Here is a 15,012-nt window from a genome sequence, read left to right as displayed (position 1 = left end):
AGAATGAATCCAACAAAAAAAGTCGCATTTTACACACTAGGTTGTAAACTTAATTTTTCGGAAACCTCTACCATAGCGAGAAGCTTTAAGTCAGAGGGCTTTAACCGTGTCGATTTTAAAGAGTCGGCAGATATTTATGTTATAAATACCTGTTCGGTAACTGAGAATGCAGATAAGCGATTTAAATCTATTGTAAAGCAAGCGCAGAAAGTCAATCCTGACGCTTTTGTGGCAGCTATTGGTTGTTATGCACAGCTGAAACCAGAAGAATTGGCGGATGTAGATGGTGTAGATTTGGTTCTTGGTGCCACCGAAAAATTTAAAATCACGGATTACCTTAACGATTTAACTAAAAATGATTTTGGTGAGGTGCACTCTTGTGAAATTGAGGATGCCGATTTTTATGTAGGAAGTTACTCTATTGGCGATAGAACAAGAGCCTTTTTAAAGGTTCAAGATGGATGCGATTATAAGTGTACTTACTGTACCATTCCATTGGCAAGAGGGATTTCTCGTAGTGATACCATGAGTAATGTCTTAACTAACGCCAAAGAAATTTCTGCACAAGGCATTAAAGAAATTGTGCTTACAGGAGTTAATATTGGGGATTACGGAAAAGGTGAATTTGGAATTAAAAAACACGAGCATACCTTTTTAGATTTAGTGACTGAACTCGATAAAGTAGAAGGGATAGAGCGATTAAGAATTTCGTCTATTGAACCTAATTTGCTTAAGAATGAAACCATTGATTTGGTCTCAAAATCAAGAGCTTTTGTGCCGCACTTTCATGTGCCTTTACAGAGTGGGAGTAACGTTATTCTTAAAAAGATGAAACGTCGCTACATGAAGGAGCTTTATGTAGATCGGGTGTCTAAAATAAAAGAAGTGATGCCTAGCGCATGTATCGGAGTTGATGTTATTGTAGGATTTCCAGGAGAGACTAACGAGATTTTTTTAGAGACTTATAATTTCTTAAATGAACTGGATATTTCGTATTTACATGTGTTTATGTATTCTGAACGCGATAATACGGAAGCTGCTGCCATGGAAGGTGTAGTGCCTAAAAATGTGAGAGCAAAGCGCAGTAAAATGTTACGTGGCTTATCGGCTAAAAAACGTCGGGCGTTTTACGAAAAGCAATTAAATACCGATCGTACCGTTTTATTTGAAGGAGAAAACAAAGAAGGATATATCCACGGATTTACTGAAAATTATGTCAAAGTAAAAGCACCATGGAACCCAGAATTGGTCAATACACTACATGAGGTGAGATTAACAGAAATTGATGATGATGGATTGGTAAGGTTTGATTTTTTAGCGGATTTAGTACCTAACTAATTGAACAATAATCTTTTTTTCTTAAAATTTTAATTAATAAACTATTTCGTTTTATCTTTACCGTTCCGTAAATTCTTACAATGAAAATAACATTTAAAGCTTTTTTAATACTTTGTTTAGTGGGGGTCACAACCGCCTGCTCAGACAATGATAAATCTAAAGTGATTGGGGTTTGGGAATTAACCACACGCACTATTGCCATTCCTTTTGATGTGAATGAAGACGGGGTAGCAAATACCAATTTGGTTGAAGAAATAGATTGTAATAGCTTAGAAACGTTAACTTTTGAAGAAAATGGGAGCGTTTACTCGGGTAATGAAGCTTCAGTACTAATGCAATTTTATAAACATGATGAAGACGATACTTACGGTCTTCAAGTGGATTGCAATAAAGAAAGCCTTATAAGTTTTGCGTCCAGTTATGATGAAGTTAATGCCAATACGGTTCAAATTTCAGGACGAAATTATGAGATCCAAGGTGACACCATGACGGTGGTTTTTGAAGATGCCATTACGATTTATAATGAAGACTTTTCAGAAGCTTTAGAAACTAAAGATCTTACCTTGATTTACACAAAATAAGTAGCGGTAAAATACACGCTCATAAAAAAAACCGAAACATAGAATGTTTCGGTTTTTTTATGACCTTAAAATTGTGTGGATTAAATACGAATCCCAACAGGTAGCATACGCTTATATTTTCTGTTACGCCTCACAAATTTTGCAATTTCTGGACTTGTTGGGACCACGCTTATGTCTCGTTCTTTGATGTTCTTGAACACTAAATCTATAAATTCTAATTCAAATTCGTCTGTTCTAATAGTGTCTGGAATAATCATTTTGGTTAAGAATATCTTACGTTCTTGCAGTGAATATTCTATGATAGCCATCTCATTTTCAACGTTTAATTCAAATTGACGTAAAAAATCATTATCAATCAGTTCAGCAGTTTCTGTCATATTTGTTTAATTTATAATTAGCAGTTGAAGAGTAGGTACTATATTTTATATAGTTTTGTATCACGAAGATACGCAAAAATGAGCTATAAACCTATTAAAGGCACTGTTAAAACCTTGCTGAGTAATGATTTATAAGATTGTTTTTAGAAATTTTTAACACAAATATTGAGACCTTAATAACTCATGAAAACAGAGCTTACACACGTTTATTTAATGCCCGGTATGGCTGCAAATCCATCGATATTTGAATATATAAAATTACCAGATGCCCAGTATGAAATTCATTGGTTAGAATGGCAGATTCCTGACAAGCGCGAGTCTTTAGAAGCCTATGCCAAACGGATGTGTCAATTTATAGTCCATGATAATGTGGTCTTGCTCGGAGTGAGCTTTGGGGGAATTCTTGTTCAAGAAATGACAAAATACATCAAAGTGAAAAAACTGTTTGTGGTGTCTAGTGTAAAATCCCATTACGAGCTGCCTAAACGCTTTAAATTACTAAAAGTGACCAAAGCCTATAAAATTCTCCCTACACAATTGGTGAGTAATATAGATTTACTGGCCAAGTACGCTTTTGGAGAAACCGTTAAAAAGCGTGTAGACCTTTATAAAAAGTATTTATCCGTAAAAGATAAGACCTACTTAGATTGGTCTATAAAACAAGTGGTTTGCTGGGGCCAAGAGGAGCCGCATCCCGATGCGATATACATCCATGGGGATAAAGACGTGATCTTTCCTTATTCTTGTAAAGATGATTGTATTGTATTGCGTGGTGGGACGCATATAATGATCATCAATAAATATAAGTGGTTTAACGAAAATTTACCAAAACTTATCGAAGCTTAAATGCATTTCTCTATGCAGATTGCTTATCTTTATATGTTAAAGCAAAATATAGAATTCTATTAAACGGTAGGCCCCTCATAAGGTACACTTAAAGGAGGAAAGCCAATTTGAGAACTCAAAACCGTTATAACTTAAAATTAAATTTATGAAAATTATAAAAAATAGTTTAGCCTTAGTAGGCGTCATTTGTGTCTCAGGACTCTTTATCTTTTCAATGCAAAAATCACCGAATGCACAAGCGCCTTCAGATCGTAATTTAGGCCATGAAGATCCTGTGGTTAACAATTATAATGTCTATGCCTTAGAAATGCCAGAAAACTTAAATTTTGCAGGAGAAGCCGTTCCTGTTGAAGATCCGGATATTTATGAGCGTATGGATCGTGAATTATTAGTGAATACCTATTGGCAATCTAATGGTTTATTAATGTTTAAGCGTGCTCAAAAATATTTTCCGATTATAGAACCTATTTTAAAGAAAAATGGGGTGCCAGACGATTTTAAATACCTTGCGGTTATTGAAAGCGGATTAATACCAACAGCGAAATCACCTGCAGGAGCAAGTGGGATGTGGCAAATTATGGCTGCTACAGGACGTGAGAATGGATTAGAAGTCAATTCTAATGTCGATGAGCGTTACCATATTGAAATGGCAACAGAGGTAGCTTGTAATTACCTAAAGAAAGCAAAAGCTAATTTAGGGTCTTGGACCAAAGCTGCTGCGGCCTATAACGCCGGAAATGCCGGAGTTTCTAGACGTTTAGAAGCTCAAGATGTTAATGATTATTACGATTTACTTTTGGGTGAAGAAACGGGGCGTTATGTGTTTAGAATTGTAGCTCTAAAAGAAATTTTATCACATCCTGATAAATACGGTTTCAACTTTAATAAGTCGCATTTATACAAAGAGATCCCAACGTACAAGGTTAAGGTAGATACGGCCGTAAAAGATTTTGCGCAATTCTCTAAGAAATTCGGAATCAACTATAAGATTTTAAAACTTCATAACCCTTGGTTAAGAGAGCCCCATTTAAATAATAGTTCGCGTAAATTATATGAGATAGAAATTCCAGAAGCCGGATATTATAACACCCATCCTTAAACCTTGGATTATTTAAAAAATCATATTTGGCAGGTATTAATCATACTTAATTATACCATTGCATTATCTGCAGTGGTTACCATTCTGCTTAAAAAACTAAACCCAACAAAGGCCCTAAGCTATATCATAGGCTTATTAGCGTTGCCTTTCTTGGGTTTAATTGTGTATTATCTTTTCGGACAAGAATATCGTAAAACAAAGATTTTTAGCAGAAAGAATGTCCTTAACCAATCGGTAATTAAAAAGATTCAAGATCAGTTAGAGCTAGATACTAAAACCATTAATGAGGTTGATGAACTGTTAGAGCAGAAATCTAAATTAATTCCACTGCTTTACAACAGTGAGAAATCTAAGCTCACCATTAATAATGAAGTTACGCTTATTAAAAATGGTGATGATAAATTTCAACACCTCTTCAAAGATATAAAAGACGCTACAGATCATATTCATTTAGAATATTTTATAATTAAAGACGACCAGATTGGTACAGAATTACTCAATCTCTTGTGTGATAAAGCAAGGGATGGCGTAGAAGTAAGAATTGTTATAGATGATGTAGGAAGTTCTATAAGCTCTAAAATGAAACGCCAACTCAAAGAGTGTGGAATAGAAATGCACCCATTTATGCCTGTGCTATTCTCTAAATTCACAGGGCAAATGAATTATCGCGATCACCGTAAAATTATAGTTATTGATGGTAAGATTGGCTATGTCGGTGGGGTGAATATTTCAGACACCTACGTTAATGCCAATAATGATAGGTATTGGCGAGATACGCATATACGATTAGTAGGGGAGGCGGTAAAACCCCTTCAGATTTTATTTTTTACCACTTGGGACTTTGTAAGCGGTGATGCCTTAGAGATTTCCAAAAATTATTTCCCTGATCATAACTGTAAAGCTAATGTACCGCTTCAAATTGCGGCAAGCGGACCCGATACCGATTGGTCTAATATTATGGAAGCCATATTTGTTGCCATAACCAATGCGGAAGATTATGTTTACATCACGACCCCTTATTTTATTCCTAATCCTGAAATTTTAACGGCTCTACAAGTCATTGCCAGAAGTAATATTGAAGTTAAACTCATTGTTCCTCAAAAATCGGATTCTTGGATTGCAGAATATGCGACCAATTCTTATTTGGAAATGCTTTTAGAAGCAGGTGTAGAAGTATATCACTATACCAAAGGGTTTGTACATGCAAAAACCATGGTTGTGGATGGTGTATTTAGTACCATAGGAACAACTAATATGGATTACCGAAGCTTTAATATTAATTTTGAAGTGAATGCTTTAATTTACAATAAGGCCATTAGTGATGATCTGACGTCACTTTTTAAAGCCGATCTTAAGGATTGCGAAAAATTAGAACTAGCCTCTTGGAAGAAACGATCTAAGCGGACTAAAGTTGTAGAAGCTACCGCACGTTTAATGGCGCCTTTATTGTAAGAAGAAGGTTACAGATAATAATAAAGCGTTAAAGTTTGTGCTAAATGTGTTTATATAGATATATTTGCCGCCTTAAATAAATTATCAAGAATCTCTAAAAGGAGATAGCAACCTGCAATAACGAGCAAGGTGCTAAAGCGATAAGCCAATACTTTGGAAAAAATGTTAATCTAATTTTTCTATTGATTTGCTATGCACTCCTTTTTTTAAGGCATAATCGAATGAAAAATCCAAAAGTTGCTTCCCCAAGTGTTACCGCATTAATTCCATTACTCGTATTTGTTATTACCTTTCTAGGCGTCGGAATCTATAAAGATGATTTTTATGCTTTACCAGCACCTATAGCGGTTGTGGTAGGGATTGTTGTGGCCTTTTTAATGTTTAGATCTTCCGTAGAGTCTAAAATTCAGACCCTTTTAAAAGGTTGTGGCGATCATAAGATACTTACCATGTGTTTAATTTACTTGCTTGCAGGCGCCTTTGCTACGGTGACAAAAGCTACGGGCAGTGTAGATGCTATTGTAAATTTAGGCCTAGATTACATTGCCATACAATACATTTATTTAGGTGTTTTTGTGATCGCAGCATTTTTATCGGTGTCAACAGGAACTTCCGTGGGCGCTATTGTAACGCTGGCCCCAATTGTAGTAGGCTTCTCTGGTCAAGGTGATATTTCTCTCGCTGTACTTTGTGGTGCCTTATTAGGTGGTTCTATGTTTGGAGATAATCTTTCGGTCATCTCAGACACTACAATTGCAGCCACACAATCTTTAGATTGTAAAATGAGTGATAAATTTAAAGAGAATATCAAAATTGCGCTTCCAGCGGCTTTAATCACTTTAGTGATTTTAACCTTTCAAGGCTTAGATTTAAAATCTAATGCGCTAGAGGAGGTTACTTATGTGTATTCTGTCGTAAAAATACTCCCTTATCTATTGGTGATTCTGTTATCTGTTCTCGGTGTAAATGTTTTTATAACGCTGTTTTTAGGTATTATTTCAGCCGGAATTTTAGGCGTGTTTTATGGCGACTTTACCCTTATGGAATCGACCCGAATTGCCTATGAAGGTTTTACTAATATGACAGAAATCTTCTTGTTATCACTTTTAACGGGTGGTTTAGCTGCTTTGGTAGAAATTAATGGAGGAATCGATTATATTTTAAATAAAATCAAAGTGCTTATTAAGAATAAAACGTCAGCCCAATTTGGTATTGCCGCCTTGGTGAGTACTGTAAATATGGCTATTGCTAATAATACCGTTTCTATTATTATATCGGGGCCAATTGCAAAAACAATTAATGACGAATACGGCTTAACCAATAGAAAAACAGCCTCTATCTTAGATGTCTTTGCCTGTATAATACAAGGAGTGCTCCCATATGGAGCACAAGTCTTGATGATTTTAAGTTTTTCTAAAGGTCAAATTGATTATTTAGACCTTATTCAGAATACCTGGTATTTACTTATTTTGTTTGTAACAACGATAGCGTTAATTGGGATGCAACCGCTGTTAGCCAAGAAAAAAGCAAGGTAAAAGAAGCTATTAGCGTTTACTTCTACGGTTTTGTCTAGCTGATGTAGGTTGACCGTATTGGTGCTTTGGTATTGAAGCTTTTTTCATTTGTTGCTTCATCATTTTAATTTGGTCCGCTAACATATCACGCTTATCTAATTTTTCAGCTTCAGCTAATAATTTTTGAGCTTCAGGTTTTCTACGTTTAGAAAATGCAATACCGGCTAAGTTTAATTTCGCCATTGCTAAATCATGATCCATAGATAAGCCTAAATCAATAGCTTTCTTAAAATAAGCTTCAGCTTCGTTCATATTGGTTTGCGATACCATAATACCATTAAGGTAATTTAAATACCCTTGTTGCTTTTTTACTAAGGCGCCTTCAGGATTTTTTATCTTATCAAGCCATTTTTTAGCGCCAACAAAATCTTGCTTTCTAAGTTTAAGAAAAGCTAATAAAATGATTTCGTTCTTAAAGTATAAGAAAATGAAAATAGTAGATAGTAAAAGGTACATAATACCGTTTCCTATATAGCCTTCAGTAAATTGATATATACCATAGCCAATTATTAATGCTGCTATGACTAATTTTATATTTTTATTAAACATATTTAAGGTGTATTTTTACAGTGCGCAAAGATAATAAAATCTCAGAGTTAAAATTCTATTCAAAATTTTTCTTTTGCTATTTGCTAATGTAAAAAGTTGTTGTATATTTGCACGCAGTTTTGGGATAGCGCTCAAAAAAATAAAAAAAGATTATAAGATTTAAAATATAAGACAATGCCAAAAAGAACGTTTCAACCGTCAAAAAGAAAAAGAAGAAACAAACATGGTTTCAGAGAAAGAATGGCTTCTGTTAACGGAAGAAAAGTTTTAGCACGTAGAAGAGCTAAAGGTAGAAAGAGATTGTCTGTATCTTCTGAAACAAGACATAAAAAATAATGATTAACAATTGTTAATATATTAGGCGTTACTTAGGTGTAGCGCCTTTTTTTATACCTAATAGATACTTATTTTTGTACACCATAACAATTTTTACACATGCCAAAGAACAAAAACATTAAATCGATACTACTTATAGGATCTGGTCCAATCGTTATTGGACAAGCTTGTGAATTTGATTACTCAGGTTCTCAGGCCCTTAGGTCGTTAAGAGAAGATGGAATTGAGACCATTTTAATCAATTCTAACCCTGCAACTATCATGACTGACCCCACCATGGCAGACCATGTTTACTTGTTGCCATTAACAACAAAATCTTTAATTCAGATTTTAAAAGAGCACCCTCAAATTGATGCTGTTTTACCTACAATGGGTGGCCAAACAGCTCTAAATCTGTGTATTGAGGCTGATGAAAAAGGAATTTGGGAAGATTTTAATGTTGATATCATCGGTGTTGATATTGATGCTATTAATATTACTGAAGATCGTGAACAGTTTAGAGAATTAATGCTAAAAATAGGTGTTGGTATGGCGCCACAAGCCACCGCAACATCGTATTTAAAAGGAAAAGAAATCGCTCAAGAATTTGGATTTCCTTTAGTTATTAGAGCCTCTTATACTTTAGGTGGAGCCGGTGCTTCATTTGTTCATAAAGAAGAAGATTTTGATGAATTATTAACCCGCGGATTAGAGGTGTCTCCAATTCATGAGGTGATGATTGATAAAGCTTTAATCGGTTGGAAAGAGTATGAATTAGAGCTGCTTAGAGATAAAAATGATAATGTTGTAATTATCTGTACCATTGAAAATATGGACCCAATGGGGATCCATACAGGAGACTCTATTACGGTTGCTCCAGCAATGACCTTATCAGATAAAACCTATCAAAAAATGCGTGATATGGCAATCCATATGATGCGAAGTATTGGTGATTTTGCTGGTGGTTGTAACGTACAATTTGCGGTAAGTCCGGATGACGAAGAAGAAATTATCGCTATTGAAATTAATCCTCGTGTATCGCGTTCTTCTGCATTAGCAAGTAAAGCTACAGGATATCCTATTGCAAAAATTGCAGCAAAATTAGCGATTGGTTATAATTTAGATGAATTACTTAACCAAATTACAAAATCGACATCGGCACTTTTTGAGCCAACTTTAGATTACGTTGTGGTTAAAATTCCACGTTGGAACTTTGATAAATTTGAAGGTTCAGACCGTACTTTAGGACTTCAAATGAAAGCCGTAGGTGAGGTGATGGCTATTGGTCGTTCTTTCCAAGAAGCCCTACATAAAGCCACGCAATCTCTTGAAATTAAGAGAAATGGTTTAGGTGCAGATGGTAAAGGTTACACCAATTACGATACCGTTATTGAAAAATTAACCTATGCAAGTTGGGATCGTGTCTTTGTGATTTACGATGCTATTGCTATGGGAATTCCATTAAGTCGTATCCATGCAATCACTAAAATTGATATGTGGTATTTACGTCAATACGAAGAGCTTTTTGAACTTCAGAAAGAAATTTCTACCTATACTATTGATACCTTAGATAGAGAATTGCTTTTAGAGGCGAAACAAAAAGGGTATGGCGATAGACAAATTGCACATATGTTAGGCTGTTTAGAAAGTGAAGTTTATAACAAGCGTAGCGAATTAAAAATTAACCGTGTCTTCAAATTAGTAGATACCTGTGCGGCAGAATTTAAAGCACAAACTCCATACTATTATTCTACATTTGAAAGTGAAGTAGAAACTGCTGATGGTGAGGTCTATGTTGAAAACGAAAGTGTTGTAACAGATAAGAAGAAAATTATAGTTTTAGGTTCAGGACCTAACCGTATTGGTCAAGGGATTGAGTTTGATTACTGTTGTGTGCACGGGGTATTAGCCTCTGCGGAATGTGGTTACGAAACCATCATGATTAACTGTAACCCTGAAACCGTATCAACGGATTTTGATATTGCTGATAAATTATATTTCGAACCGGTATTCTGGGAACATATCTACGATATTATTCAGCATGAAAAGCCTGAAGGTGTTATTGTTCAATTAGGAGGACAAACCGCGTTAAAGCTTGCTGAAAAGCTTGAAAAGTGGGGCGTTAAAATTATGGGAACAAGCTTTAAAGCTTTAGATTTAGCTGAAGATAGAGGAAGTTTCTCTAACATATTAAAAGAACATAATATTCCTTATCCACAGTTTGATGTTGCTGAAACGGCAGATGAAGCTTTAGCAATTGCAGATGTTTTAGATTTCCCAATCTTAGTGCGTCCATCTTACGTTCTTGGAGGACAAGGAATGAAAATTGTAATTAATAAGAAAGATCTTGAAGAGCATGTGGTAGGATTGTTAAAATCTATCCCAGGTAATAAATTATTACTCGATCATTATTTAGATGGCGCTATAGAGGCTGAAGCTGATGCGATCTGTGATGGTGAAAATGTTTATATCATCGGAATTATGGAGCATATTGAACCTTGTGGTGTACACTCTGGGGATAGTAATGCTACATTACCACCGTTTAACTTAGGTGAGTTTGTTTTACAGCAGATTAAAGACCATACTAAAACCATTGCTTTAGCATTAAACACTGTTGGTTTAATTAATGTACAGTTCGCGGTAAAAGATGATATTGTATATATTATTGAAGCCAACCCAAGAGCATCGCGTACGGTTCCTTTTATTGCTAAGGCTTACAAAGAACCTTACGTTAATTACGCAACAAAAGTGATGTTAGGCGAGAAAAAAGTAACGGATTTTGATTTTAACCCACAATTAGAAGGGTATGCTATTAAACAACCGGTATTCTCATTTAACAAATTCCCTAATGTAAATAAGCAACTAGGACCAGAGATGAAAAGTACTGGAGAAAGTATCTTATTTATAGATAGTTTAAAGGACGATCAGTTTTATGATTTATATGCAAGAAGAAAAATGTATTTAAGTAAATAATGGCATAGTTTTAGTTAAAGTATATTTGTTATTGGCTTATAATTATTAACTTAGCTTACAAATGTCCTACTTCTATGAAACAAAAATTACTTATTTTATTATTTTTTATATCAGCATTTTCGTTTGCACAGGTAGCGTCAAATCCTATTGAGGAGTTTACAATATCGCCAAATCCAGCGAAAACGAGTCTTAATATTTCGCTTCCACATACGGAGGGCGATTTAAAGTTAGAAGTTTTCAATGTGTTAGGAAAACGTGTTTATAGTGGTGTTATTACCAAATTAAAGGCTACAGTAAATGTCTCTAATTGGAAAAATGGAGTCTATTTAGTTAGAGTCTCTGATGATAAGACCACACAGACGAAAAGATTTATAAAGCAATAAACGTTTAGTAACGGATATAAAAAAAGCCATTTCATTTGAAATGGCTTTTTTTTTTTAATTAGATATCAACTTGAACTTTATAGTCTTTCAGAATATCGAGATACTGATCTACGTTTTTATAAATTTCATTGAGATATTCATCTTTTTTAACATCATCCTGGCGTCTTTTTATAGCTCTTAAGAAACGTTTAGCTTCAATTTTTGTGCTGATGATGAGCCCTGGAACTGATTCCGTTTTTCCTTCTTCGTTAATGGCTACCATGGTAAAATAAGACGAGTTACAGTGTTTAGTATGACCTGTTCTAATGTTTTCAGCTTCAACACGGATTCCCACTACCATAGAAGATTTTCCAACGTAATTAATCGAAGCCTTCATGGTGACTAATTCGCCCACTTCAATAGGTCTTAAAAAATTGACTTTATCTACAGATGCTGTTACACAATAACTTCGTGAGTGTTTAGAGGCGCAGGCAAATGCAATCTGATCCATTAAACTTAAGATATAGCCTCCGTGAATTTTACCACCAAAATTAGTGTTGGAGGGTAGCATAAGTTCGGATATTTCTATTTTTGATTCTTTTGTAGATTTAAACATGAGCTTTTAAATTTAAGTATATAAGGCTTACAAGTATGGCAAGACCAAAACTTATAAGGGTTCCAATTAAAATGTATTCGGTAAGCTTGCGTTCTCCAGAAGCGGTCAAATCTCCAAATCTAAAGACCGACTTTGCTGTGATTAAAAAGCCCACAGCTTCCCAATGATCTGTTGCAATAAAGGTAAAGACAAGCAAGCGTTCTAAAACACCTATGTAAGTGCCCGCATCTTTTAAAGAAGCCTTGCCTTTGGTGATTTTAGAGATGTTCCATTTAGAAAATATAGTTTTCATTATAATGGAGGTCGGCAGGGTTAAAAAGGTGCCACAGAGGACTAATAAAAAGAAGTCTGTAGGCATAGGCATAATATGTGGCAGCGCGGCATAACCAAAACAAAAAGGGAGGCCTATAATAGCCATTCCGTGTAAGAGTTGATCTATAAAAAAGTATAAGCGCTTTGTTTTTTTGGTTTGTAAAAGCAGTTTAGCACCATCAATTACAAGGTGTGCTACGGCGATACTTATAATGAGTAAGCTGTATGTTACATTCCAGACGATAAGAAACATTAAGGCTGCATGTATAGCCACATGAACGTACAACCATATTGATTTTAGTTTTTTCTTTTCTTTAGATTTTACCCATGATTTGGGCTGTAAAAAGAAATCACCAATAAGGTGGGCTAACGTTAATTTTAAGATCACTAAGAGCATAGCGGACTAATTTTTTGTCTATATAGTTGGTCTAAGGCTATAATCTCGTCTAAATATGCTCGCTTTTGACGTTTACTTACAGCATCTTGGCTAATGCCAATGATTTTAGCTAATTCTACCTGAATCATATTTGGCTGTTCTAAACTTAACTTTACAATTTCAGCAGAATTAACCGTCCAATGATCCATAGCAATAAGCGCTAGCCTAAAATAAAGATTAATTTCCTTATTTAAGTCCTCGTCTTTTGTTTTTATCTTAAGATTCTGTTTTTCTTTTTTTAAGGTTTCAAAAGTCTCTCCAGAATAAATAAATGCCTCTCCGTTAGATTCACTCACCGAATTGCCCTGATAAGCTTTATGGCCTACACCAATAGCCATGCGGACATCTAAATTTTTAATCGTTTTTAAACAAGCCTTAATATACACGGCATGCCTAAAACTATCACCAATGGTGCTGCATTCTATTTGAAAACTGTCACCACGGTAAATAGCGTACAAATTGGGATCTGTAGCGAGTTTTGACAAGGCGGCCTTTAAGGGCTGAAGCCATAGGTCTTCATTTGTTGCTTGCCGCGATTTTATAATATCTCCTGTAATAATACTCGTCATAAGACCTAAAAATTAGTATTTCAAATATATGCCTTATTTATGGAATAAACAAAAGTATGCCATTTTAAAGGAATAAAATTAATTATGCTTTTAAAATGGCATATAATAAATTAGCCGGAGAAGAAGCCCTAAAAAAAGGATTAAAACTGCTCGTCTTCCGCACGTTTTATAATATTCTCAGGAAGGGATTTTTTAGCTTTAGCGCCCATTTTTTTAATCTTTTCCACGCGAGAAATTAAATTGCCTTTACCTTCAACAAGTTTATTCATAGCTGCAGAATAGTCGCTTTTAGCGGCGTCAATTTTTTTACCAACTCCGGTTAAGTCCGTCACTAAGCCTTCAAACTTATCGTATAAGGCACCGGCTTGTTTGGCGATTTCTAAAGCATTTTGCTGTTGTTTTTCATTGTTCCACATAGAATCAATAGTTCGTAGGGTAGCCAAAAGGGTAGAAGGCGTTACAATAACAATATTTTGCTCAAAAGCTTTATTATAGAGGTTGTTGTCTTCATTTATAGCCACGGCAAAAGCAGGCTCTATAGGAATAAACATCAATACAAAATCGGGCGATTGTATATCGTAAAGATCTTGGTAATTCTTAGCTGAAAGTTGATCGACGTGTTTTTTTATAGAGTTAACATGGGCTTTTAAGAACAGTGCCCGTTCCTCATCTTCTGCATTAACAAATTGCTCGTAGGCCGTTAAAGATACCTTAGAGTCAATGATCATTTTTTTAGAATCCGGGAGGTATAACACCACATCAGGTAAAACCCGCGAACCATCTTCGCGTTGAAAGTTTTGCTGAATAAAATACTCACGGTCTTTCTCTAAACCAGATTTTTCTAAAACGCGTTCTAAGACCAATTCGCCCCAATTACCTTGTGTTTTACTATCGCCTTTTAAAGCGCGAGTAAGGTTTGTAGCCTCTTTGGTCATTTGTTGGTTAAGGTCTTTCAAGCCTAAAAGCTGTTCTTTTAATGCGGAATGCATACTGATGCTTTCCTTTTGTGTATCCTCTACTTTTTTCTCAAAGGTTTTAATTTTCTCTTCAAGCGGATTTAAGATGTTCTTAATGTTATCGCGATTCTGAATGGTGAATTTCTCAGACTTTTCTTCTAGAATTTTAGAAGCCATCAGTTCAAAATCTTTACGCAGTTGTACTTGCTGGGCTATAAATTCTTCATCACGTTGTTTGTGGCGTTGCTGTAAGTTTTCAAATTCGGTATTTCGTCTTGAAAGTTCAGCATTTAAAAAGTCTTTTTCTCTTCGGATTTCTTCACGTTCAGATTCCGCTTTAGAAAGGCTTTCTTTAACTTGTGTGACTTGCTGATTAAAGTATTGAACTTGTTTCTCAAGGTCTAATTCAGACGATTTTTTAAGCTCATTTAATTGTTGCTGAAGGTTTGTATTGCGCTCTTCTAGCGTGCTTTTATCACTTTTACTTTTTAGTTGTGCAAATTTTAAACCTATAAAACCGCCAAGTCCTGCTGAAACAAGGCTTGCTATAAAAAGAATGATGGTGTCGTTCATAATTGAAAATGCTTATGTATCAAAGATAAATTTTAAAGTTAAATAGGACGAAGAATAAAAAGCCAAATTGTCTAAAAGGGTAAG

At 35.0% G+C, this 15,012-nt stretch carries 15 protein-coding genes and 1 riboswitch; of the genes, 9 read left to right on the top strand and 6 right to left on the bottom strand.

What is annotated here, in order from left to right:
• Positions 1 to 3: 3 nt before the first annotated feature.
• Together mtaB and ACFQ13_RS01185 are read left to right on the top strand one after the other, a co-directional pair.
• Positions 4 to 1,338: a tRNA (N(6)-L-threonylcarbamoyladenosine(37)-C(2))-methylthiotransferase MtaB gene (gene mtaB, locus ACFQ13_RS01190; protein WP_386113264.1), complete on the top strand. Its 1,335-nt coding sequence runs from the start codon at positions 4 to 6 to the stop codon at positions 1,336 to 1,338.
• Positions 1,339 to 1,418: 80 nt separating this feature from the next.
• Positions 1,419 to 1,919, top strand: coding sequence for a hypothetical protein (locus ACFQ13_RS01185; RefSeq protein WP_386113263.1), 501 nt, complete (start codon positions 1,419 to 1,421; stop codon positions 1,917 to 1,919).
• An 80-nt stretch (positions 1,920 to 1,999) separates the two neighbouring features.
• On the opposite strand, the gene ACFQ13_RS01180 is transcribed toward ACFQ13_RS01185, so the two are convergent.
• The gene (locus ACFQ13_RS01180) at positions 2,000 to 2,296 is read right to left on the bottom strand and encodes an N-acetyltransferase (protein WP_114309928.1); all 297 of its coding nucleotides are present in this window, start codon (positions 2,294 to 2,296) and stop codon (positions 2,000 to 2,002) included.
• A gap of 183 nt (positions 2,297 to 2,479) precedes the next feature.
• On the opposite strand from ACFQ13_RS01180, the gene ACFQ13_RS01175 reads away from it, so the two are divergent.
• The 4 genes from ACFQ13_RS01175 to ACFQ13_RS01160 all read left to right on the top strand — a co-directional run bounded on the left by ACFQ13_RS01175 (position 2,480) and on the right by ACFQ13_RS01160 (position 7,228).
• Complete coding sequence (locus tag ACFQ13_RS01175) at positions 2,480 to 3,142, top strand: alpha/beta hydrolase (protein ID WP_386113262.1); 663 nt, start codon at positions 2,480 to 2,482, stop codon at positions 3,140 to 3,142.
• 145 nt (positions 3,143 to 3,287) lie between these two features.
• Complete coding sequence (locus tag ACFQ13_RS01170; RefSeq protein WP_386113261.1) at positions 3,288 to 4,241, top strand: lytic transglycosylase domain-containing protein; 954 nt, start codon at positions 3,288 to 3,290, stop codon at positions 4,239 to 4,241.
• A gap of 3 nt (positions 4,242 to 4,244) precedes the next feature.
• Complete coding sequence (gene cls, locus ACFQ13_RS01165; protein ID WP_386113260.1) at positions 4,245 to 5,693, top strand: cardiolipin synthase; 1,449 nt, start codon at positions 4,245 to 4,247, stop codon at positions 5,691 to 5,693.
• 76 nt (positions 5,694 to 5,769) lie between these two features.
• Positions 5,770 to 5,866, top strand: a riboswitch (SAM-I-IV-variant riboswitch).
• 48 nt (positions 5,867 to 5,914) lie between these two features.
• On the top strand, positions 5,915 to 7,228 hold the full coding sequence (locus ACFQ13_RS01160) for a Na+/H+ antiporter NhaC family protein (RefSeq protein ID WP_386113259.1): 1,314 nt from the start codon (positions 5,915 to 5,917) through the stop codon (positions 7,226 to 7,228).
• A 9-nt stretch (positions 7,229 to 7,237) separates the two neighbouring features.
• On the opposite strand, the gene ACFQ13_RS01155 is transcribed toward ACFQ13_RS01160, so the two are convergent.
• Positions 7,238 to 7,816, bottom strand: coding sequence for a DUF2892 domain-containing protein (locus tag ACFQ13_RS01155; protein ID WP_386113258.1), 579 nt, complete (start codon positions 7,814 to 7,816; stop codon positions 7,238 to 7,240).
• Between the two features lie 174 nt (positions 7,817 to 7,990).
• On the opposite strand from ACFQ13_RS01155, the gene rpmH reads away from it, so the two are divergent.
• The 3 genes from rpmH (at position 7,991) to ACFQ13_RS01140 (ending at position 11,487) form a co-directional block, all read left to right on the top strand.
• Positions 7,991 to 8,152 carry a 50S ribosomal protein L34 gene (gene rpmH, locus ACFQ13_RS01150; RefSeq protein ID WP_114309922.1) on the top strand — a complete coding sequence of 54 codons (162 nt, stop codon included), beginning with the start codon at positions 7,991 to 7,993 and terminating at the stop codon, positions 8,150 to 8,152.
• A gap of 99 nt (positions 8,153 to 8,251) precedes the next feature.
• On the top strand, positions 8,252 to 11,104 hold the full coding sequence (gene carB / locus ACFQ13_RS01145; protein ID WP_386113257.1) for a carbamoyl-phosphate synthase large subunit: 2,853 nt from the start codon (positions 8,252 to 8,254) through the stop codon (positions 11,102 to 11,104).
• Positions 11,105 to 11,178: 74 nt separating this feature from the next.
• The gene (locus ACFQ13_RS01140) at positions 11,179 to 11,487 is read left to right on the top strand and encodes a T9SS type A sorting domain-containing protein (protein ID WP_386113256.1); all 309 of its coding nucleotides are present in this window, start codon (positions 11,179 to 11,181) and stop codon (positions 11,485 to 11,487) included.
• 58 nt (positions 11,488 to 11,545) lie between these two features.
• On the opposite strand, the gene ACFQ13_RS01135 is transcribed toward ACFQ13_RS01140, so the two are convergent.
• From ACFQ13_RS01135 to rmuC, 4 genes are all read right to left on the bottom strand, one after another.
• Positions 11,546 to 12,082, bottom strand: a complete 537-nt coding sequence (locus ACFQ13_RS01135; RefSeq protein ID WP_114309919.1) for an acyl-CoA thioesterase — start codon at positions 12,080 to 12,082, stop codon at positions 11,546 to 11,548.
• A complete protein-coding gene (locus tag ACFQ13_RS01130; protein ID WP_386113255.1) occupies positions 12,075 to 12,791 on the bottom strand; it encodes a DUF3307 domain-containing protein in 717 nt (238 codons plus the stop codon). The genes ACFQ13_RS01135 and ACFQ13_RS01130 overlap by 8 nt, the downstream gene beginning before the upstream one ends.
• Positions 12,782 to 13,399, bottom strand: coding sequence for a SatD family protein (locus tag ACFQ13_RS01125; RefSeq protein ID WP_386113254.1), 618 nt, complete (start codon positions 13,397 to 13,399; stop codon positions 12,782 to 12,784). The genes ACFQ13_RS01130 and ACFQ13_RS01125 overlap by 10 nt, the downstream gene beginning before the upstream one ends.
• A gap of 140 nt (positions 13,400 to 13,539) precedes the next feature.
• Positions 13,540 to 14,928 (bottom strand): DNA recombination protein RmuC, encoded by a 1,389-nt coding sequence (gene rmuC, locus ACFQ13_RS01120; RefSeq protein ID WP_386113253.1) that lies wholly within the window; start codon positions 14,926 to 14,928, stop codon positions 13,540 to 13,542.
• Positions 14,929 to 15,012 lie beyond the last annotated feature (84 nt).

The sequence above is a fragment of the Winogradskyella rapida genome, from assembly GCF_042675845.1.
Classification (GTDB): domain Bacteria; phylum Bacteroidota; class Bacteroidia; order Flavobacteriales; family Flavobacteriaceae; genus Winogradskyella; species Winogradskyella rapida.
The sequence above is the reverse complement of the archived record's forward strand: the minus strand, read 5'-3'. Positions and strand labels throughout refer to the sequence as shown.

Coding starts and splice junctions, on each gene's coding strand:
- ACFQ13_RS01180 (WP_114309928.1), bottom strand. CDS start 2,296: ATGACAGAAACTGCTGAACTGATTGATAATGATTTTTTACGTCAATTT.
- ACFQ13_RS01140 (WP_386113256.1), top strand. CDS start 11,179: ATGAAACAAAAATTACTTATTTTATTATTTTTTATATCAGCATTTTCG.
- ACFQ13_RS01155 (WP_386113258.1), bottom strand. CDS start 7,816: ATGTTTAATAAAAATATAAAATTAGTCATAGCAGCATTAATAATTGGC.
- ACFQ13_RS01160 (WP_386113259.1), top strand. CDS start 5,915: ATGAAAAATCCAAAAGTTGCTTCCCCAAGTGTTACCGCATTAATTCCA.
- ACFQ13_RS01135 (WP_114309919.1), bottom strand. CDS start 12,082: ATGTTTAAATCTACAAAAGAATCAAAAATAGAAATATCCGAACTTATG.
- ACFQ13_RS01170 (WP_386113261.1), top strand. CDS start 3,288: ATGAAAATTATAAAAAATAGTTTAGCCTTAGTAGGCGTCATTTGTGTC.
- ACFQ13_RS01125 (WP_386113254.1), bottom strand. CDS start 13,399: ATGACGAGTATTATTACAGGAGATATTATAAAATCGCGGCAAGCAACA.
- carB (WP_386113257.1), top strand. CDS start 8,252: ATGCCAAAGAACAAAAACATTAAATCGATACTACTTATAGGATCTGGT.
- rmuC (WP_386113253.1), bottom strand. CDS start 14,928: ATGAACGACACCATCATTCTTTTTATAGCAAGCCTTGTTTCAGCAGGA.
- rpmH (WP_114309922.1), top strand. CDS start 7,991: ATGCCAAAAAGAACGTTTCAACCGTCAAAAAGAAAAAGAAGAAACAAA.
- ACFQ13_RS01185 (WP_386113263.1), top strand. CDS start 1,419: ATGAAAATAACATTTAAAGCTTTTTTAATACTTTGTTTAGTGGGGGTC.
- ACFQ13_RS01175 (WP_386113262.1), top strand. CDS start 2,480: ATGAAAACAGAGCTTACACACGTTTATTTAATGCCCGGTATGGCTGCA.
- mtaB (WP_386113264.1), top strand. CDS start 4: ATGAATCCAACAAAAAAAGTCGCATTTTACACACTAGGTTGTAAACTT.
- ACFQ13_RS01130 (WP_386113255.1), bottom strand. CDS start 12,791: ATGCTCTTAGTGATCTTAAAATTAACGTTAGCCCACCTTATTGGTGAT.